Annotated in this window: 22 protein-coding genes, 2 tRNA genes, 2 pseudogenes and 1 riboswitch; of the genes and pseudogenes, 14 read left to right on the forward strand and 12 right to left on the reverse strand. The window is 30.0% G+C overall.

The features are described 5' to 3' along the window. Positions 1–64 precede the first annotated feature (64 nt). The gene (locus tag AJ930_RS07385) at positions 65–661 is read left to right on the forward strand and encodes an NUDIX domain-containing protein (protein ID WP_044778825.1); all 597 of its coding nucleotides are present in this window, start codon (positions 65–67) and stop codon (positions 659–661) included. A gap of 31 nt (positions 662–692) precedes the next feature. On the opposite strand, the gene AJ930_RS10855 is transcribed toward AJ930_RS07385, so the two are convergent. The 4 genes and pseudogenes from AJ930_RS10855 to rpmB all read right to left on the reverse strand — a co-directional run bounded on the left by AJ930_RS10855 (position 693) and on the right by rpmB (position 2,394). Then, complete coding sequence (locus AJ930_RS10855) at positions 693–1,127, reverse strand: CZB domain-containing protein (protein WP_373604568.1); 435 nt, start codon at positions 1,125–1,127, stop codon at positions 693–695. After that, positions 1,125–1,379: pseudogene (locus tag AJ930_RS10860) on the reverse strand (methyl-accepting chemotaxis protein); the annotation flags it as partial. The pseudogene AJ930_RS10860 and the gene AJ930_RS10855, both read right to left, overlap by 3 nt. A 420-nt stretch (positions 1,380–1,799) precedes the next feature. Beyond that, complete coding sequence (locus AJ930_RS07395) at positions 1,800–2,015, reverse strand: YdcH family protein (RefSeq protein ID WP_002855201.1); 216 nt, start codon at positions 2,013–2,015, stop codon at positions 1,800–1,802. A gap of 184 nt (positions 2,016–2,199) precedes the next feature. Beyond that, positions 2,200–2,394, reverse strand: a complete 195-nt coding sequence (gene rpmB / locus AJ930_RS07400; RefSeq protein WP_002854974.1) for a 50S ribosomal protein L28 — start codon at positions 2,392–2,394, stop codon at positions 2,200–2,202. Between the two features lie 139 nt (positions 2,395–2,533). On the opposite strand from rpmB, the gene rpe reads away from it, so the two are divergent. The 3 genes from rpe (at position 2,534) to thiC (ending at position 5,414) form a co-directional block, all read left to right on the forward strand. Further along, positions 2,534–3,181 carry a ribulose-phosphate 3-epimerase gene (rpe, locus tag AJ930_RS07405; protein ID WP_070233370.1) on the forward strand — a complete coding sequence of 216 codons (648 nt, stop codon included), beginning with the start codon at positions 2,534–2,536 and terminating at the stop codon, positions 3,179–3,181. Continuing rightward, positions 3,178–3,939, forward strand: a complete 762-nt coding sequence (locus AJ930_RS07410; protein ID WP_002872886.1) for a 3'-5' exonuclease — start codon at positions 3,178–3,180, stop codon at positions 3,937–3,939. Before rpe ends, AJ930_RS07410 begins: the two co-directional genes overlap by 4 nt. 21 nt (positions 3,940–3,960) lie before the next feature. Continuing rightward, positions 3,961–4,065: riboswitch (TPP riboswitch) on the forward strand. 56 nt (positions 4,066–4,121) lie between these two features. Continuing rightward, positions 4,122–5,414: a phosphomethylpyrimidine synthase ThiC gene (gene thiC / locus AJ930_RS07415; protein ID WP_002861195.1), complete on the forward strand. Its 1,293-nt coding sequence runs from the start codon at positions 4,122–4,124 to the stop codon at positions 5,412–5,414. Here thiC and AJ930_RS07420 read toward each other — a convergent pair. From AJ930_RS07420 to AJ930_RS07445, 6 genes are read right to left on the reverse strand one after another with little or no spacing between them, the layout of a single operon-like run. Then, complete coding sequence (locus tag AJ930_RS07420; protein WP_070240609.1) at positions 5,406–5,924, reverse strand: hypothetical protein; 519 nt, start codon at positions 5,922–5,924, stop codon at positions 5,406–5,408. The genes thiC and AJ930_RS07420 overlap by 9 nt on opposite strands. After that, entirely contained in the window at positions 5,914–6,441 is a 528-nt protein-coding gene (locus AJ930_RS07425) for a hypothetical protein (RefSeq protein ID WP_002861197.1), read from the reverse strand. The genes AJ930_RS07420 and AJ930_RS07425 overlap by 11 nt, the downstream gene beginning before the upstream one ends. Next, positions 6,438–7,397: a hypothetical protein gene (locus AJ930_RS07430; protein ID WP_002861198.1), complete on the reverse strand. Its 960-nt coding sequence runs from the start codon at positions 7,395–7,397 to the stop codon at positions 6,438–6,440. The genes AJ930_RS07425 and AJ930_RS07430 overlap by 4 nt, the downstream gene beginning before the upstream one ends. 1 nt (position 7,398) lies before the next feature. After that, a complete protein-coding gene (locus AJ930_RS07435) occupies positions 7,399–8,028 on the reverse strand; it encodes a lysophospholipid acyltransferase family protein (RefSeq protein ID WP_032603284.1) in 630 nt (209 codons plus the stop codon). Beyond that, on the reverse strand, positions 8,012–9,313 hold the full coding sequence (gene miaB, locus AJ930_RS07440) for a tRNA (N6-isopentenyl adenosine(37)-C2)-methylthiotransferase MiaB (protein ID WP_002861200.1): 1,302 nt from the start codon (positions 9,311–9,313) through the stop codon (positions 8,012–8,014). Before miaB ends, AJ930_RS07435 begins: the two co-directional genes overlap by 17 nt. Then, the gene (locus AJ930_RS07445) at positions 9,310–9,552 is read right to left on the reverse strand and encodes an HP0268 family nuclease (protein ID WP_002851103.1); all 243 of its coding nucleotides are present in this window, start codon (positions 9,550–9,552) and stop codon (positions 9,310–9,312) included. Before AJ930_RS07445 ends, miaB begins: the two co-directional genes overlap by 4 nt. A 127-nt stretch (positions 9,553–9,679) precedes the next feature. Between AJ930_RS07445 and nusA the strand changes: the two genes are divergently transcribed. Further along, positions 9,680–10,768 carry a transcription termination factor NusA gene (nusA, locus tag AJ930_RS07450; RefSeq protein WP_002859895.1) on the forward strand — a complete coding sequence of 363 codons (1,089 nt, stop codon included), beginning with the start codon at positions 9,680–9,682 and terminating at the stop codon, positions 10,766–10,768. 15 nt (positions 10,769–10,783) lie between these two features. On the opposite strand, the gene AJ930_RS07455 is transcribed toward nusA, so the two are convergent. Then, the gene (locus AJ930_RS07455; RefSeq protein WP_002861201.1) at positions 10,784–11,971 is read right to left on the reverse strand and encodes an MFS transporter; all 1,188 of its coding nucleotides are present in this window, start codon (positions 11,969–11,971) and stop codon (positions 10,784–10,786) included. A 73-nt stretch (positions 11,972–12,044) separates the two neighbouring features. Between AJ930_RS07455 and AJ930_RS07460 the strand changes: the two genes are divergently transcribed. The 3 genes from AJ930_RS07460 to recG are packed head-to-tail and all read left to right on the forward strand — an operon-like array spanning position 12,045 to position 16,124. Next, the gene (locus tag AJ930_RS07460; protein WP_002861202.1) at positions 12,045–13,091 is read left to right on the forward strand and encodes a dehypoxanthine futalosine cyclase; all 1,047 of its coding nucleotides are present in this window, start codon (positions 12,045–12,047) and stop codon (positions 13,089–13,091) included. Then, a complete protein-coding gene (locus tag AJ930_RS07465) occupies positions 13,091–14,311 on the forward strand; it encodes a M16 family metallopeptidase (protein ID WP_002861203.1) in 1,221 nt (406 codons plus the stop codon). Before AJ930_RS07460 ends, AJ930_RS07465 begins: the two co-directional genes overlap by 1 nt. Then, entirely contained in the window at positions 14,301–16,124 is a 1,824-nt protein-coding gene (recG, locus tag AJ930_RS07470) for an ATP-dependent DNA helicase RecG (protein WP_070275102.1), read from the forward strand. Before AJ930_RS07465 ends, recG begins: the two co-directional genes overlap by 11 nt. Here recG and ctb read toward each other — a convergent pair. After that, positions 16,121–16,504, reverse strand: a complete 384-nt coding sequence (ctb, locus tag AJ930_RS07475) for a truncated hemoglobin Ctb (protein WP_070240606.1) — start codon at positions 16,502–16,504, stop codon at positions 16,121–16,123. The genes recG and ctb overlap by 4 nt on opposite strands. A 94-nt stretch (positions 16,505–16,598) precedes the next feature. Between ctb and nssR the strand changes: the two genes are divergently transcribed. The 6 genes and pseudogenes from nssR (at position 16,599) to AJ930_RS07505 (ending at position 19,626) form a co-directional block, all read left to right on the forward strand. Next, a complete protein-coding gene (gene nssR, locus AJ930_RS07480) occupies positions 16,599–17,195 on the forward strand; it encodes a nitrosative stress-sensitive transcriptional regulator NssR (RefSeq protein WP_002868789.1) in 597 nt (198 codons plus the stop codon). A 16-nt stretch (positions 17,196–17,211) separates the two neighbouring features. Beyond that, on the forward strand, positions 17,212–17,913 hold the full coding sequence (locus AJ930_RS07485; RefSeq protein WP_002861207.1) for an amino acid ABC transporter permease: 702 nt from the start codon (positions 17,212–17,214) through the stop codon (positions 17,911–17,913). Then, the gene (locus tag AJ930_RS07490; protein ID WP_002861208.1) at positions 17,906–18,562 is read left to right on the forward strand and encodes an amino acid ABC transporter permease; all 657 of its coding nucleotides are present in this window, start codon (positions 17,906–17,908) and stop codon (positions 18,560–18,562) included. Before AJ930_RS07485 ends, AJ930_RS07490 begins: the two co-directional genes overlap by 8 nt. Before the next feature lies 1 nt (position 18,563). Beyond that, positions 18,564–19,324, forward strand: a pseudogene (locus AJ930_RS07495) (amino acid ABC transporter ATP-binding protein). 91 nt (positions 19,325–19,415) lie between these two features. Next, positions 19,416–19,491 (forward strand) — tRNA-Thr (locus tag AJ930_RS07500). 49 nt (positions 19,492–19,540) lie between these two features. Beyond that, a tRNA-Tyr gene (locus AJ930_RS07505) sits at positions 19,541–19,626 on the forward strand. Positions 19,627–19,631 lie beyond the last annotated feature (5 nt).

A 19,631-nucleotide genomic window follows, 5' to 3' on the forward strand; every position in this document is an offset into this window, starting at 1 on the left:
ATCTTTATATTTTCAAAAAAGCAAAAATAAAGTACAATGTGAAAAATAAATAAAAGGTTTTATTATGGCGTTTAAAAATTTAAAAGAACTTTCTTTTGAAAAATCAAATTATATTAAGCCTAAGAGATTTGCTTATGAAAGTAATGGTAAGTTTTGTACTTGGGATTTTATAGAATCTAAAGATAGTGTTTCAGTGCTTTTGTATCATAAAGAATTAGAAAGTTTTATTTTTGTACGCCAATTTCGCATACCACTTTGGTATCATCAAATGCATGATAAAGATTATGTAAAAGATGATAATATGGGCTATACTATAGAGCTTTGTTCAGGACTTGTAGATAAAAAATTATCTTTAGAGGAAATAGCAAAAGAAGAATGTATAGAAGAACTAGGGTATGCTCCTAGAAATTTAGAAAAAATAGGAGATTTTTATACAGGGTTTGGTTCAGGTGTAAGCAAGCAAAGCTTTTATTTCGCAGAAGTTGATGAAAAAGATAAAATTTCTTCTGGAGGTGGAGTTGGTGATGAAGAGATTGAAGCTGTTTATGTTAAGGTGCAGGATTTTGAAAAAAAATGTAAAAATATGATAAGAACGCCTTTGCTTGATTTTGCTTATATGTGGTTTTTAAAGGAAAAGTGGGGAAAATTAAAGATTATTTAGGTTAAACCTTAAAAAGGTTCAACCTAGGATTTTAATGATCTGACTCATCAAGCATTTCTTTAAATACATTGAAAAGATCAAGCGATGCATTTTCAGCAACTTCACATTTATTAATTATGCTGTGTTGAGTAATATCTTTGCTAATATCTTCTGTATTTGCTATTGTTATAGCATTATTCATATTTTCATGAACTTTTTCATGTGGCTCGTTAATTTTTAAGAAGCTTTTATTTTGTCCAAATCTTTCTTTTCCTGTGCTAGCAAGCCATTTTCCTAAGCGACAAGATGTATGATCGGCTAATTGCTTTCCTGATTTGGAAAAAATTTCTTTATAAGCATTTAGTTTAAAAGCTATATGATCTAATTTTGCTAAAGATACGAAAGCTTCTGAAGCGATACCAACTGCATTTGAATTGGTAGAATGCGCTTCATTTACTAAGTGAGTAAATTTTTCGGAAAAACTCATAATATGAGCATTAGAATCTATAGAAATTTTTTCAACTTGCTCACTTTGAGTATACATTTCATTTGCATTTTGCTTTAGAAGGTTGATATTCATTTCAACTTCTGTGGTTGCTTTTTGTGTTTTTTCAGCTAGTTTTCTTACTTCATCGGCAACAACAGCAAAACCACGCCCATGTTCACCTGCGCGTGCAGCTTCTATAGCAGCGTTAAGAGCTAAAAGATTGGTTTGATCGGAAACATCTTTAATTAAATTGATTACATTAGTAATTTCATCAACACTTCTATGCAATGTTCCTGCAACATCTCTTGTTTTATTGGCTGATTCTGTAATATCCCCTAAGGAAGCATTGATAGAGTTAGCAATATGGTTAAGTTCATCCATTTCAGCAAGAGAAGTTTTAGAATAGCTAGAGATAACTTCTGCCTTATTTACATTTTCTAACATATCGCCTTGAACAATAGTAATATTTTTTAAAACCCCAGTTAATAAAACATTTAAAAGATCTGTTTTAAGTTTAGATTCTAAAGCCGCTTGTTCTAATGATGTAATTTTATTTTTTAATTCTAAATTTTCCGATTGAAATTTTTCAATTTTATGTGCAAGATTTTTATTTTCTTCTTCAAGTTTTTGAAGATCAGAATGGTTTATTTTACTTCCAAACATTGTTTTGCCTTATTTTTTATAATTTGCTAGATATTGGCTAAGTTCATCTTTTACATGAAGCTTTTCTTTTTTTAAGGTTGAAATTTCCATGCTGCTAAGAGAAGTTCTACCTTCTTCTGCATCTTTAATCATGTCATCAAGTTCATTATGACGATCAAATAGTTTATCAAAATGAGCATCTTTACCTTTTAGCTCTGACATTAATTCTCTATATTCATGTAGCATAAACTCTCCTTGTATTAGTGAAATTTAAAATTCATTTAATAAGGTATTTTACACTATTAAAAGATATTTTTGGCTTAAAAAATAATAAACTTAATAATAATTTTTAAATGTGTGTTATATAAGTGATTTATTAAATTTTATTTTTAAATTTGAAATATTAAAATTGAGGAATAAATCCTCAAAATTATTTAGAATTTTGTTTTTTTAGAGTTCTCAGAGTAGAAGCTGCAATTCTCATTTTTCTCGTGGTGCCATCTTCTAAAGTTACACGAACTGTTCTGAGATTAGGTAAAAAGCGTCTTTTTGTTTTATTGTTAGCATGGCTGACATTATTACCCACCATTGGACCCTTGCCTGTGATTTGACATACTCTTGCCATTTTCTTGTCCTTATGAAAATTTTTAAATGGAGATTTTATCAAAATTAAGCTTAAAATATTCCATAATTTATAGTTTTTTTAATATATAAGTCGATAAAATATTATTTATCACATTTATATATAGTTTAAGGTTTTGATCATGTATGTAGCTCCAAGTTTATTGTCTGCAAATTTTTTGAAATTAGAAGAAGAAGTTAAAGCTATTGAAGCTGCAGGTGCGGATCTTTTACATATTGATGTAATGGATGGACACTTTGTCCCAAATTTGACTTTCGGACCTTGCGTGATAGAAAAAATTTCAACTATTAGTAAATTGCCATTAGATGTGCATTTGATGGTTAAAGATGTAAGTAAATTTATAGATCTTTTTATCCCTTTGAAACCAAAATTTATTTCTTTTCATATGGAAAGCGAAGTTCATCCTATAAGACTTTGTGAATATATAAGAAGTCAAGGAATCCATCCTGCTATTGTTTTAAATCCACACACTTCTATTGATTCTATTAAACACATGCTAGAATTTGTAGATATGGTACTTTTAATGAGTGTTAATCCTGGGTTTGGTGGGCAAAAATTTTTACCTTTAGTACATGAAAAAATCAAAGAATTGCGCCAAATGATTGATAAAAAAAATGCTAAAGTTTTTATAGAGGTTGATGGTGGTGTTAATGGTTTAAATGCTAGCGATTTAGAAGAATCCGGAGCTGATATTTTGGTGGCTGGAAGTTATATTTTTTCTTCTAATGATTATAAAACTGCAATTTCATCTTTAAAGCTTGAATTTTGAGTTTACAGCAAATTGATCAGATTATTTCTATATTAAATAAGCAAAGCAAGCCTTATGATTGGGTGATGCAAGAGTTTGCCAAAGTTGAAGAATTAAAAAATTTTGATTTAGATTTGGAAACTTTTGAGCTTTTGGGTTTGGGCTTAACTTTGAATAAAGATAATATTTTTACCCTTAAAACACGCACAACAAAAATTAAAGATGAAATTTTTTGTATAGTAGATATAGAAAGTACTGGCGGCGTAAGTAAGGGGGAAATTTTAGAAATTGGAGCAGCAAAAATTCAAAATTCTAAAGAAATTGGACGCTTTCAAAGTTTTGTTAAAGTAAAAGAAATTCCAGAAAATATAACCGAACTTACGGGTATTACTTATGAGATGGTGGAAAATGCTCCAAGTTTAGCAAAGGTTTTAAGTGATTTTAGACTTTTTTTAAAAGACAGTATTTTTGTAGCGCATAATGTGCGTTTTGATTATAGTTTTATTTCTAAGGCTTTAAATGAGTGTGGTTTTGGCATTTTGCTTAATCGTCGTGTTTGCACTATAGAATTTGCACAATGTTGTATAGAAAGTCCAAAATATAAACTAGAGGTTTTGAAAGAATTTCTGGGCGTGGAAAATACGCATCATAGGGCTTTAGATGATGCTTTAGCAGCTGCTGAAATTTTTAAATATTGCCTTGGAAAACTTCCTTATCATATAAAAACTACAGAAGAACTTATAAATTTTACAAAAACTGCACGCATAAAGCAAAAATAAATATTTAAAGTGTATAATTAAAACATAAATGACGGGAGCTTGTGTAACAGGCTGAGAGTAAGCTAAAAGCTTAGACCGAACCGGATCTGGATAATGCCAGCGTCGGGAAGATTTATAAATTTCAATACTTTAAAAATTTATACTCACCCTTCATTTATCCAAATTTTTTAAAGGATAAATTTATGAAAACTCAAATGAATTATGCCAAAGAAGGTGTTTTTACTAAAGAAATGCAGATTGTTGCACAAAAAGAAAATTTAAGTAAAGATTTTTTGCTTGAAAATATTGCTTGCGGTAAAATTATTATCCCTGCAAATATTAATCATAATAGTCTTGATCCAAATGGTATAGGTTTTGGATTGCGTACTAAGGTTAATGTAAATTTAGGAGTTTCAAATGATTGTGTTGATTATAGCGAGGAAATGAAAAAAGTAGAGCTTGCTCATAAATTTGACATAGAAGCGATTATGGACTTAAGCAATTATGGCAAAACAAGTCGTTTTAGAGATGAGCTTGTTAATGTTTCAAAAGCTATGATAGGAACAGTTCCTGTATATGATGCAGTAGGATTTTTAGAAAAAGATTTAAAACAAATTAATGCCAAAGACTTTTTAGATGTTGTATATCATCATGCTAAAAGTGGGGTTGATTTTATGACAATTCATGCAGGTATTAATTCTCGCGCAGCGCATATTTTTAAACAAAGTAAAAGACTTACAAATATAGTTTCAAGAGGAGGCTCTGTGCTTTATGCTTGGATGATGATGAAAGATGCTGAAAATCCTTTTTTTGAGTATTATGATGATTTGCTTGATATTTGTTTAAAATACGATGTAACTTTATCTTTGGGTGATGCTTTGCGTCCTGGCTCTACCCACGATGCAAGTGATGGGGCACAAATTTCAGAGCTTATAGAATTATCACTCCTTACTCAAAGGGCTTGGGATGTTGGGGTTCAAGTAATGATAGAAGGTCCAGGGCATATGGCTATTAATGAAATAGAGGCAAATATGCAATTAGAAAAGCGTTTATGCAAAGGAGCGCCTTTTTATGTCTTAGGACCTTTGGTAACAGATATTGGCGCAGGGTATGATCATATTAGTGGTGCTATTGGAGGAGCTGTGGCTGCAGCTAGCGGTGCTGATATGCTGTGTTATGTAACACCTGCTGAACACTTAAGACTTCCAAATTTAGAAGATGTTAGAGAGGGTATAGTTGCGACTAAAATTGCAGCTCATGCGGGAGATATAGCTAAACTTCCAAAAGAAAGAGCAAGAGATGATGAGATGAGTAAGGCTAGGCAAGAGATAGATTGGGAGAAAATGTTTAAACTTGCTATTGATGGAGAAAAGGCCAAAAAAATGTTTAATGAGCGTCGTCCTGATGATTTAAACTCATGTTCCATGTGTGGAAAAATGTGTGCAATGAATACTATGAATCAAATTTTAAAAGGCGAAGATGTGAGTTTAGCTTGAATAAACTTTGAGAATAAGATCTATAGAGATACCTTGCTCTCCTCCTTTAAGATTAAGTGGATAATCAAGCTTGATTAAATTATTATAGTTTTTTAGAGCATCAATAAAATCATAAAGTCTTCTAGGATTGTTCATTGTCGCTTTAATGGCTAAGCGGTTTTTTAGATATTTTTCTTGTTTTTCGGGCTTAGTTTCTTGAATTTTTACATTTTGAAAATATTTTTGTAAAAAAATATCAAAATTTCCTATATTAAAATTTTGCTCAAATTGCTCTAAACTTTTGTTGTTTTCGCTTCTTAGAGTTGATATTTTATCTTCACTAAAGTCAAATTTTGATTTAGTGGCTTTTAAGATAGCAAGTTGTGAGTTTTCTCTAAGGTTTGCTTGTTTGTAATTTTTTAATGTCGGTAAAAGTAAAAATAAGATCAAGGCTGTACAAACGCTTATAAAACTTAACGCGCAAATGATAAGCTTTAATAAATCAATTTCTTCTAGGCTTTTATCTTTCATCTACAACTCCTGGAATTTGTTTACTAATACTAACAAAACGATACCACCCATTATCTAAGCGATAATAGGTTGTATAGCTTTGATCAAAGATGCTTTTTAAAGGGGTTTCTAAAAGTAGAGTAAACATTTCTCTTGTAGGAGTGACTCCGATAAGTTTTAAGGAATATTCGTCTTGTTCAACACTTTCAAGAGTAATATTATCAGTTTTTACAATAATATCAAATAGATTTCTTAAGCTTTCTTTAATAATTTGATTTTGAGTGTTAAAATTTTTCGCTATTTGGCTTTGATCAAATAAAATTTCATAAAGCATTTCATTTTGCTTAGTTTGATTTTGAAGCACTATAACTTGTTGTTTTTCATCATCGATAGAGCTATTGATTAATGCAATTTTTATTGTATATGTAAAATATACTAGCAAGATAAATAATATACTAAAACCAAAAAGTCCTAGCCAAATTTTATCAAAGAGCGTGAAAATAGGTTTTTTTCTTGGCTGTATGAAGCTATAAGTCATTTAAGCTCCTTTTGCATCAATTCTATCATAAGATCTAAGGTGTTGATTTGTTTCGTTTTTATCTCTAAAAAAGTTTCACTTTCTAAAAAATCAATAGCACTTATGTTAATATCTGATTCGCTATATAATAAAATACCATTGATAAATACCCCAGCATATTTATCATCATTATAAAATTTTTCAATGCTCGTAATAATATAACGACAAAGTTCCATATCATTGCTAAATTGATTTAATTCATCAAGATTAAAATTATCATTATTATCCAAAGTTTCAAGATTATTTTCTTGATCAAGTAGGTCAAATTTACTATTTAAGGCTTCATTGAAGTTATCTAAGGTAACTTCGGTATCATCGTTGTTGTTTTCAATTTCTTGATTATCTTCTGATGGAAGTTCAAGCTCTAAACCTAATTCTTGCTCAAATATTTTAAAATCACCGTACAAGATAGTATTGCCTTTGGCAACAATAATTGCCAAAAGATGTCCTTGCTTAAATCCATAAAGTAAATTTTGATCATCAGGCTGTTTTTCTTTTTGTATATTGTAGTAAAGAAGAGCAAAAGGGGAATATAAAAAATCTAAACCTCTATATTCTTCAAAAAGCTCGCTATAATATTCCACATGTTCGGTAGCTGTATAAACAAGGGCATTATTAAACAAAATATGCTGTAAGCTGATTTTTCCTATATTAAAGTGCTCACAATCTTGAATATTTGTACTAGGTATTAATCCTTGTTCTTTGGCGTCTAAAAATAAAGCAGTGTGGTAAAATAAGAAATGCTTGCTTAAATTTTTTATGTATTCTAATAAATTTTCACTTTTATCAAAAGTTTTTTCATTGCTACTGATTAGTTTATTTCCTCTGTAAATAGAAGCTTTTACAATATTTTTTTTATCTTCTAAAATAATACTAATAAAAAGTTGTGGAAATATTTTTTTAAGTAAAAATAACATTTCATTCCTTGAATTGATCAGCTAAGCTAATTTTATCAAATTGTTCCATTAGAAATTCTTTAGCTTTTTCTTTATCTAAAGATAAAATATCCAAAGGTTCACTTAGACTATAAGTAATCTTACTAAAAGGTTTTGGCAAGATCATCTTATCCCAACTTTTAAATTCCCAAAAACGATTTGCTTCATAGTTTAAAATTCTTATCTTTAGTTCTTTTTTTTGAGCCAAAATGATAGAACCATCTGAAATACTATGATAAGGCCCTCGTGGACCATCGGGCGTGATAACTATATCGTCATTTTGTTCTAAAACTTTAAATGCAGCTCTAAGTGCACTGCTAGCACCCCTTGAAGTGCTTCCTCTTACAGTATCAAGACCGAAAAGCTTGATGATTTTTGCAATTTGCTCTCCATCTTTATGGTGAGAGATCATGACATAGGCTTTTTTATTTTTTTGCCTATAATGTCTAAACGCAAAAGGCATAAGTGCTAATTTTCCATGCCAAAAAAGTATCACACCAGCTTTACGGTCAACTCTTTCACCTTTATAGTGCTTTTTACAGCTTAAAAAAATAAGCCATTGCAAGATGAAAATTATATATGTTAAGCAATGGATTTTAAACGATTTCCCCATATAAAACCATACGCTTTGCATTAGTTATTTTTACTTCTTTAAATTGCCCTAAAAGTTCTTCGCTACCTTCAACTTGAACTAAAAAATTATTATCTGTTCTTCCAGCAATGCTATTGCCTGCTCTTAATTCTTCAAATAAAACTTTAAAAGTTTTATTTTCTTGTTTTTTTACAATTTCATCTAAAATTTCACTATGACGATTTTGTAAGGTGCTAAGTCTTCTTGAAGCTGTTTCTTCATCGATTTGATTAGGCATGGTTGCAGCTTTTGTTAAAGGGCGTTTGGAGTATTTAAAAGAAAAAATTTGCTCAAAACGCACTTTTTCCAAAACATCCATAGTTTCTTCAAAATCTTTTTCACTTTCCCCTGGAAAAGCTACAATAATGTCTGTAGAAATGCTAACATTTGGACAAAGTTCTCTAAGTTTTAAAGCTCTATTTAAATACCATTCTTTAGTATAGCCACGCTTCATAGCTTTTAAAATTTCACTTGAGCCACTTTGTAAAGGCATATGCATGGATTTGCAAACTTTTGGATTATTGGCAAAAACTTTTAAAAATTTATCATCCATGTGCAAAGGATGTGGACTTGTAAAGCGAATGCGCTCCAAACCTTCTATAGTGCTAAGTTCTTCTAAAAGATCTGAAAAGTCCATTTTTTTATGTTCATTTCTAAATCTTTTGCCGTAGTTATTGACATTTTGTCCTAGCAAGAAAATCTCTTTAGCGCCTTTTTCAACGGCTTTTTGAGCTTCTTTGTAGATGATGTTAAAAGGTATGGAAATTTCATCTCCTCTAGTATGTGGTACTATACAATAAGTGCAGTGTTTATCACAACCTATGGAGATATTAATATAGGATTTATAAATACTATTTCGAAAATCTGCAAAAGCAAATTCACTTTCATCATAGTCTATGTCCACGCCCATAAATTTTGGAGTTTTTATAGCTTGAGTGATTTTGGAAATATTTCTTGCCCCTAGAACAAAATCCACATAAGGAGCACGTTTGAAAATTTCATTTCCCAAATGCGATGCAGTACATCCACAAACTCCTATTTTAGCACCTTCTTTTTTAACTTTTTCAAAGCCACCCACTTCTGAGAAAAGTTTATGCACAGGTTTTTCACGCACTGAACAGGTATTAATAAGAATAAGATCTGCTTCTTTGATATCTTCTGTTAGTGCGTAATTTTCTTTTTGTGTTAATTCTGCGATCATATGCTCAGAATCTCTGACATTCATCGCACAACCTAAAGTTTGAATAAAAAGTTTTTTAGCACTCAAAGAATATGTACCTCATACATAAAATCATTATCATCAAGTCCGTATTTTACGGTTCTATGATAAATGCTTACTCCTTTTTTTTCAAAATGATTTACAAGGGCAATGAGTTGTTTGTGTGTATTATCTTTATCAAAATAAAAAAACTTTTGTCCTTCTTTTTCTATAGCCTCTTCGATTTTTTCTAGGCTAATATTTTTAGGTTTTTCATTAATCAAAGTTCTTGCCAATTTTAATTCCATAGCTAAATCCTTAAGAATTTTCATTTTAATCTGTAATTTTAGCAAATTTTACTTTTAATTAAACTTATTAAGGATATAATTTTTACCTACATTATTTAAATTTCCCACAAAAAAGGTTTTATAAAATATGGAAAAGATAGCAGATATTATCGAATCTATTGCTAATGAAAAAAATTTAAACTTAGAGAATGTAAGAGAAAAGGTAGCTACCGCTTTAATCAATACTGCAAAAAGAATTTATGGACAAGAATATGAGTTTTTTGTGGATCCTAAAAATTTAAATCTTTATCAAAAAATTACCATAGTAGCAGATAATGACGAGAGATTACAAAATAAAAGTGAGAGTTTTATCGCGTTAAGTAAGGCAAAATCAGAAGCTCCAGATGTTGAAATAGGAGATGAATTAACCTATGAATGTTCTTTGGAAAATTTAGGAAGAACTGCGGTAAATACCTTACATAAAGAACTTGAATATCATATACAAAAATTATTAGAACAAACTATTTTTGAAAAATATAAAAACAAAGTAGGGCAAATGGTTTTTGGTACAGTTGTTAGAGTGGATAATGAAGAAAATACTTTTATTGAAATAGATGAATTAAGAGCTTTTTTACCGAGAAAAAATCGCATTAAAGGGGAAAAGTTTAAAATAGGTGATGTGGTAAAAGCTGTGATACGCCGTGTTTATACAGATAAGGGTATTAAAATCGAGCTTAGTCGTACAAGTCCTAAATTTTTAGAATGTTTACTTGAAGCTGAGGTTCCAGAAATCAAAGATGGTTATGTCAATATTATAGGATGTGCTAGAATTCCAGGTGAAAGAGCAAAAATCATTCTTCAGGCCAATGGAGCAAATATCGATCCTGTAGGCGCTACAGTAGGTGTTAAAGGTGTAAGAATTAATGCAGTAAGCAAAGAGCTTCATAATGAAAATATTGATTGTATAGAATTTACAAATGAGAGTGAAATTTTAATTTCTCGTGCCTTGGCTCCTGCTATTGTAAATTCTGTAAAAATTGAAGATAAAAAAGCTATTGTAAGTTTAAATAGCGAACAAAAAAGTAAAGCTATAGGAAAAAATGGTATTAATATTCGCCTTGCTTCTATGTTAAGTGGTTATGAAATAGAGCTCAATGAATTAAGTTCATCGCAGCTAAATAATGCCATCAGTAATGAAGAAGCAATGAAAAATCTTCAAGATTTGTTTAAAATTTAAAATATTTGTGAATTTTCACAAATATTTTTTATAAAACCACTTCCAATAAAATGCCGCAAAGATAAAAATCATACCCAATAAACCTGTAATCAGTTCTAAACTCAAGCCTATTTCAAATAAAAAGCCCATAAGCATTGAAATAATAGCGCTAAAACTAAGATAAATCATATCTGTATAAGCGATCACTCTACCATGATATTCTTTGTCAGCATTTTTTTGTATCATGGTGTAGGTATAAGCCCAAAGTGCTGAGGTAAAAAAACCTGCACCAATTAAACCTAAAAAAGAAATATAAAAATTAAATTGAGTTAAAGCCCAAAGTATAATACCTAAGCCTTGACCAAGATACATGTAAAATAAATTTTTATCATTAATAAATTTGCTTAAAACCATAGGTCCTATAGCTAAAGAACAAGCACGTACTGCATTTAAAAACCCTATTACTAAAGCAGCGGATAAAACTTCTTTGTATTGATGTTGTGCTAAAAGCGTAACCAAGGTTTCATAAGCAGTTAAACCTATAAAAGCATGAAGCAAGATAAGATGAAAAATTATCTTATTGTTTAAAACATAGAAAAATCCTTCTTTTATCATGGTAAAAAAGCGATTTTGTGTTTTTTGATGAAAATCAGGAATACTTAATCTTACTAAAAAAGAAATGCCTATGAGTATAAGCACACAGTCAAATAAAAAAGCGGTTTTAACTCCTAGAAAATAAATAAAAATTCCCGCACTTGCCATACCTGCTGTATAAGAAATCGCCCAAATGACACTGTGCATTTCATTAGCGAGTTTAAGTTCTTGAGGGGTTAAAATTTTAGCCAATAAACTCATTTCAGCTTGAAAATAAATCGAAGCAACGCAAAGTCTTATGAAGATTAAAATAAACAAAAGCCAAAGCATGCTAAGACTTGTGACGAAAATAAGACAAAAAATAGAAATTAATTCTATGCTAATCATACTGAGTAAAAGTTTTTTAGGTTTATTTTTCTCTACTATGACGCCATTAATAGGAGCAAGCAAAACTCCAGGTAAAAAAGCAAGCATAGCACTTGTAGCTGTTGCCCAAGTAGGAGCATTAAGCTCAACCAAAAGGGTAAAAACTCCTGTTTGAGAAAACCATGCTCCAAAATATACTATAAACTGAACCGAAGCTAATATTCTGATATTTTTATTATTTTTTAATAGTTCAATGTAATTCATAAGCGAAACTATAGCATAATTTATATTTTAAATGCTATAATTATTTTAATTATGTAAAAAACAAGGAAAAATTTTGAAAAGACTGGATAAAAAAGAAGCTTTAGATTTATTATATCATGCGAGTTTAACGGAACTTGGAGAAATGGCTTATAAAAGAAAATTAGAACTTCATCCTGAAAAAATCACCACTTTTGTTGTGGATAGAAATATTAATTATACCAATGTTTGTTGTATTGATTGTTCTTTTTGCGCTTTTTATCGCCATCATAAAGAAGATGATGCTTATATTTTAAGCTTTGAAGAGATAGGCAAAAAGATAGAAGAGCTTGAAGCTATCGGGGGAACACAAATTCTTTTTCAAGGCGGGGTGCACCCAAAATTAAAAATAGAATGGTATGAAGAATTAGTTTCTTGGATAAAAGAACATTATCCAAATATCACTGTGCATGGTTTTTCAGCAGTTGAAATCGCTTATATTGCAAAAGCATCTAAAATTTCAATCACTGAAGTGTTAAAAAGATTACAAGCTAAGGGTTTATTTTCTATACCAGGAGCGGGAGCTGAGGTGCTAAGTGATAGGGTGCGTGATATTATCGCACCCAATAAATGCGATACAGCTACTTGGTTAGAAGTACATCGCCAAGCTCATAAAATCGGTATGAAAAGTACAGCTACCATGATGTTTGGAACGGTTGAAAATGATGAAGAAATCATCGATCATTTTGAACATTTAAGAAAATTACAAGATGAAACAGGTGGTTTTAGAGCTTTTATTTTATGGAGCTTTCAAAGTGATAATACTGCTTTAATCCAAAAACATCCAGAGATTATGAAACAAAGTTCTAACAAGTATTTAAGACTTTTAGCTTTAGCAAGACTTTATTTAGATAATTTTAAAAATTTACAAAGTTCTTGGGTAACTCAAGGCTCACTTATAGGCCAGCTTGCTTTAAAATTTGGGGCCAATGATTTAGGCTCAACTATGATGGAAGAAAATGTAGTAAGTGCTGCAGGAGCAAGTTATAGAATGAATCAAGATGAGATGATAAGGCTGATTAGAAGTTTAGGTGAAAATCCAGCTAAACGCAATACCGCTTATGAAATTTTAGAAAGGTTTTAATGCAGTATTTAGAGAGTAGGGGTGTTAAAATCCCTTTTATTTTTGAAAAAAATTCTGATTTTCCCATTGTTGTTTTAAAGCTTGTTTTTAGAAATTGCGCTAGAAGTTATGATGAAATAGCAGGCTTAGCTAAGATGTTTTCACGTATTTTAAATGAAGGCGTGGATGATAAATTTTTTAAGGATTTAGAATTTAGAGCGATAAATTTAGAGGCAAGTAGTGGTTTTGAAAGCTTGGAAATCAATCTTTCTTGCTTGAAAGAAAATTTTGATTTTGCTTTAAAGAGTTTAGAAAAATTGCTTTTAAAACCAAGAATAGAAGAAAAAACTTTGCAAAAATTAAAAATCAATGCCTTAGGTGAGCTCGCGAGTAAAAATAGTGATTTTGATTATTTAGCAAAAAATTTACTCAATGCTCAAATTTTTAAATGTAAAGAATTTCAAAGTCCAAATGATGGAGATGAAAAAAGTATAGAAACTTTGTCTTTAAAAGATTTGCAAAATTTTTATAAAAATTTTATCCATCTTAGTGATTTGGTTGTGATTTTAGGAGGAGATTTAGAAGAAAAACAAGCCAAGGAAGATCTTTTAAAACTCTTATCAAAACTTCAAATAGGTAAAAAAAATACTCCAAAAAAATATGAGTTAAGCAAAAACATCAAAGATGAAATTTTGGTACGCCCAGAAAGTGAACAAGCTTATATTTATTTTGCTACGCCTTTTTTTGCTGATTTTAAAGATAAGGATTTATATCTTGCAAAAATTGCTTTATTTGTTCTAGGGCAAGGAGGATTTGGTTCAAGGATTATGGAAGAAATTCGCGTTAAAAGAGGTCTTGCATACTCAGCTTATGCTATGCTTGATATGAATATGTCTTTTTCTAGAGTTTTTGGATATTTACAAACTAAAAATGAAAGCGCTAAAGAAGCTAAGAAAATCGTAAAAGAGCTCTTTGAAGATTTTATAAAAAATGGCATGACTCAAAACGAACTTGATCAAGCTAAAAATTTTCTCATAGGATCAACTCCTTTGCGTTATGAAAGCTTAAGTAAGCGTTTATCTATAGCCTTTAATGAATTTTATCAAGGTTTAAATTTGGGATATTATAAAGAAGAATTAAAACTTATGGAAAAGGTTAAGCTTGAAACCATAAATGCTTATATTAAAAAACATCAAGAACTTTTAAATATAAGTTTTGCAAGCATACAAAATGAAAATTAAAGAAAGTGATTTTGAATTTTTTAAAAAATTAAAAATTAGAAGTGCTATTGATTTAGCGCTTCTTTTACCTAAAAAAATTGAAAATTTAAATCCAAGTAAAAATCCTAAAGAAAATGAAATTTGCACCCAAAAAATCACTATAAAAAGCGTTAGTTCAAGAAAAAATCAACTTTTTGGTTTAGGTTTTTGTGAAGAATGGCAAGAAAATATTTCTTTTGTATTTTTTCATCCTAGAGCTTGGCATTTTGGGGTTTGCAAGGTAGGAAAAGAGCTTGTTTTTAATGCTAAACTCTCGCGTTTTAATCACACTTGGCAATTTAACAATCCTAAAATTTTAACTTCTTTTGAGGGTTTTAGTCCAAAGTATCAAATTTTAGGTTTAAAAGATACAAAAATTGCCGCTTTTATACATAAATATCTTAATTATGAAAATTTAAAAGAAAGTGGCATAGAGGATAAATATATACATTTTCTTTTAAATTTACATGCTTATGATGAAAAAAGTTTTTTTATGTTTGAAAATTTGCAAAATTTTAGCAAAGATTTAAAATATATAGAAATATATAATTTTTTAAAGCGTTTAAAAGCTAAACAAACGCATTTTAAAGCTCATCAAATCAATGTTTTTAATATAGCTAATTGGCTTAAAGATTTGCCTTTTTCTCTTACTAAAGATCAGCTTAACGCCTTAAAAGACATAGAAAAAGATTTACACTCAAAAGAAGCTAAAAGGCGTGTGATTATGGGTGATGTGGGGTGTGGTAAAACCTTGGTTTTACTCGGTGCTGCTTTGATGGTTTATCCTAAGCAGGCTATTTTAATGGCACCTACTAGTATTTTAGCGTATCAGCTTTATGAAGAGGCTAAGAAATTTTTGCCTGATTTTATGAATATTTTGTTTATTAAAGGGGGCAAAAAAGAAAAAGATTTAGAACAAAATATTCAAAAAGCAAATCTTATTATAGGCACTCATGCTTTAATTCATTTAGAAAGCCATAATGCCGTACTTGTAATGATAGATGAACAACATCGTTTTGGATCAGCTCAGCGTGAGAAAATTCATTCTTTAAATAAGCAAGAATTTGCCCCTCATTTTATACAGTTTTCGGCTACACCTATTCCAAGAACTTTAAGCATGATACAATCTGAACTTTTAAATTTTAGTTTTATTAAACAAATGCCTTTTAAAAAAGATATTACAACTTATTGTATACAAAATGAAGGTTTTTCTAAGCTTAGCGAGAAGATCAAAGAAGAAATTTCTAAAAATCATCAAATTATCATTATTTATCCCTTAGTGAGTGCTAGTGATAATATTCCTTATCTTTCTTTGGAGCAGGCTAGGGGGTATTGGCAGAGTCATTATGAAAAAGTTTTTGTAACTCATGGAAAAGATAAACAAAAAGATGAAATTTTAGAGCGTTTTAGAGATGAGGGAAATATTTTATTAAGCACTACAGTGGTGGAAGTGGGCATTTCTTTGCCAAGATTGAGTATGATAGTGATTGTAGGAGCGGAACGTTTAGGACTTGCTACCTTGCATCAACTTCGTGGTCGTGTAGGTCGTGTAGGGCTTAAAAGTACTTGTTATCTTTATACTAAGCTTAAAGAAATTCCAAGTCGTTTAAAAGACTTTGCTAGTACTTTAGATGGGTTTAAAATAGCAGAGCTTGATCTTAAAAATCGTTTGAGTGGAGATTTGCTCGATGGTTTTATGCAACATGGAAATGAGTTTAAATTTTTTGATTTTTCTAAGGATGAGGAGATTTTAGAAAAGGTAAAAAAAGATTTGGCAAAAAAATTGCCAAATTAATGTCCACCATACTTATAAAGCATATTTTGAAAATGTGAAGCTATCATTTGTGCACGCTGTAAAATGACATTTTTCATTTCTTCATTATAAACCATATTTAAACTTTCTTCAAAAAGTCCTAGCCAAACTTCAAAAAATTCTTGAGGAAAAGGAGGTAGATCTAGATGCTTTTTTAAGGGTTGTCCATTATAATCACCTTCTCCTAAAAGCATACCTGCCCAAAAATTTCCTATTTTTGCTTTATGTTCTTTCCATTCTTCATCACTTGTTCCAATAGCATTGTTAAAAATAGGACCTAAATCTTTATCTTTTCTAACTTTTTCATAAAATATTTCCATGAGTTTTGCTATGCTTTCTTGATTAATTGTTTCAAATTTCATATAAGCCTTTCTTAAATGTTAATTTTATGGCGTTAATATAGCAAAAATAAGATAAATTAAATTTAACATAAGTTAAGAATGGAAAATGTATATAATGAAAGATTATTTAGAACTTTTATCTAGTGTAGGAAAATTAAAAAAATTTCAAAAAAATAGTATTTTATTTTATGAGGGCGAAGAGGCTAAAAAATTTTTTATTTTACTTAAGGGAAAAATACGCATTTATAAAAGTACAGCAAGCGATAAAGAAATTACTTTGCATTATTTTAATCCTCCAAATTTTATAGCAGAAATGCCTGCTTTTAAAAAATTAAATTATCCTGCTAATGCTATTTTTGAAGAAGATGGAGAAATTTTGGAAATTGATTTTATTAATTTTCAAAATTTATGCAGTGAAAATAAAGAATTCAATTTTTTACTTATCAGTTCACTTTTTGATAAAATTAAAATTTTAGAAAAGAAATTATCTCAAAATGCATTAGATTTAAGGACGAGATTATTAAAGTATCTTTTGGAAAATGAAAAAAATTTAGATACAATTTCACAAAAACAAATTGCAATTGATTTAAATGTTAGAGCACAATCTTTATCTCGAGTGTTAAAAGAGCTTAAAATTTCAGAACTTATTGATACAAAAAAAGGTAGAATTGAAATTTTAAATAAAGATATGATCATGAAAGAACTTTGGTAAAAATTTAAGGTAGAGAATGGATTTTGATTTTATATTAGTTCAAGCTCCTGCTTTTTTAACGGCTGCTTGGCTTACGATAAAACTAAGCTTTTTTGGAATTATTTTTTCTTTGATAATAGGCTTGTTTTGCATTTTAATGAGTTATTTTAAAATAAAAATTTTAGAAAATATTTGCAAGCTTTATATAGAGTTTTCAAGAAATACGCCTTTATTAATTCAACTTTTTTTCTTATATTATGCTTTACCTAAATTTAATATACATTTAGAGCAAATTCCACCGCTTGATTTGATTTGCTTAAGCGTAGAAGAAACTTTAAGGCCTTCTTTTGCTTGTGCTATAGTAGGACTTAGTTTTTTAGGAGGTTCTTATATGGCCGAGAGTTTAAGAGCGGGATTTGAAGCCATAAGAAAACAGCAGTTTGAAGCGGGACTTTCTTTGGGTTTTTCAAAATTTGGAAATTTGCGTTATGTGATTTTGCCGCAAGCTTTGGCTATTTCTATGCCAAGTATTAGTGCTAATATTATATTTTTAATCAAAGAAACTTCAGTCGTTAGTATTATTGCCTTGCCAGATTTGGTGAATTTAATGAAGAGTTTAAATTCCTTAACCTATAAGACAGATGAGCTATTGTTTTTGTTGTTTATGGGATATTTGTGTATTATCTTACCTTTGTCTTTTATTTTGCTAAAGTTTGAAAAAAGGTTGTTTCATGCTTGAACTTTTAAATACCGATACGCTTTTAAGACTCTGGCAAGGGCTTTTTGTCACTCTTGAAATTTCATTTATCAGCATTATTATTACTTCGATAGGTGGGTTGTTTTTGGGAATTTTAATGAGTTTTAAAAATACCTATATCTATGCTTTTTGTCGTTTAGGCTTAGAATTTGTGCGTGTTATGCCACTTTTGGTATGGCTTTTTGTGGTGTATTTTGGTTTTCCTAGATGGTTTGGGTGGGATTTGAGTTCTGTAAGTGCAGCTATTATTGTTTTTAGCATTTGGGGTTGTTTTGAGATGATGGATTTGGTGCGTGTTTCCTTGCAGAGTATTCCAAAGCATCAGTATGAAAGTGCATCATCTTTAGGTTTAAATACGGTGCAAAGTTTTGTTTATATTATTATTCCACAAGCTATGCGTCGTTTAACTCCTATGAGCATGAATTTACTTACTCGTATGATTAAAAGTACAACCTTTGCTTATTTAATCGGCGCGGTAGAGCTTGTAAAAGTAGGGCAACAAATTATAGAATTTCATAATAGAAATGATTTTGCACCTTTTATTATTTATGGTTTGATTTTTTTTATCTTTTTTATACTTTGTTATCCCATCACTTTATATTCAAGAAAATTAGAGAAAAAATGGAGCTAAAATGAGCATACTAAAAATAGAAAATTTACAAAAGTATTATGGTTCGCATCACGCCTTAAAAGATATTAATTTAGAAGTTAAAGCTAAAGAAGTTGTGGTGATTTTAGGTCCTAGCGGATGTGGAAAATCTACGCTTTTGCGTTGTATTAATGGGCTTGAAGAGATTGCAAGTGGTAATATTTATGTTGATAATGAGAAAATAGATAAAGATTTTAAAGAATGGCCAAGAATGCGTCAAAAAGTTGGTATGGTTTTTCAATCTTATGAGCTTTTTGAGCATTTAAGTGTTGAAGAAAATATACTTTTAGGGCCTATGAAAGTGCAAAAAAGAAAGAAAGATGAGGTTTTGAAAGAGGCTAAAATTTGGCTTGAAAAGGTGGGACTTTTGCATAAAATTCATGCTTATCCAAGAGAACTTAGCGGAGGACAAAAGCAAAGAATTGCCATAGTAAGAAGTCTATGTATGAATCCTGAGTTAATGCTTTTTGATGAGGTTACAGCAGCGTTGGATCCTGAGATTGTTAGAGAAGTTTTAGAAGTGATGTTAAATCTTGCAAAAGAGGGTATGACTATGCTTATTGTTACTCATGAAATGGGTTTTGCTAAAGCTGTAGCAGATAAAATTATTTTTATGGATGAAGGAAAAATCATCGAAGAAAATGATCCTAAAAGTTTTTTTGATAATCCAAAAAGCGAAAGAGCAAAGAAATTTTTAAATTTGTTTGATTATCATAAATAGATAAAAATAATATTGGTTTATGATAATAAACTTTACAAGACTAAAATTTTATAGAAAAACTAAAAAAGTCTTGACAAAAATTTTTTTTTGAGTTATAATCTCACTTTTATTTTTGCTGGTTTAGCTCAGTTGGTAGAGCAGCTGCCTTGTAAGCAGCAGGTCGGGGGTTCAAGTCCCTTAACCAGCTCCATTTATTTTAGCAGTGTTTGACCAGAATATTGAAAAAGCAATATTTTTATGGTGAGTTACTCAAGTGGCCAACGAGGGCAGACTGTAAATCTGCTGGCTTTCGCCTTCCGTGGTTCGAATCCACGACTCACCACCATGCTT

This window comes from Campylobacter sp. BCW_6871 (assembly GCF_001762325.1).
GTDB lineage: Bacteria > Campylobacterota > Campylobacteria > Campylobacterales > Campylobacteraceae > Campylobacter_D > Campylobacter_D jejuni.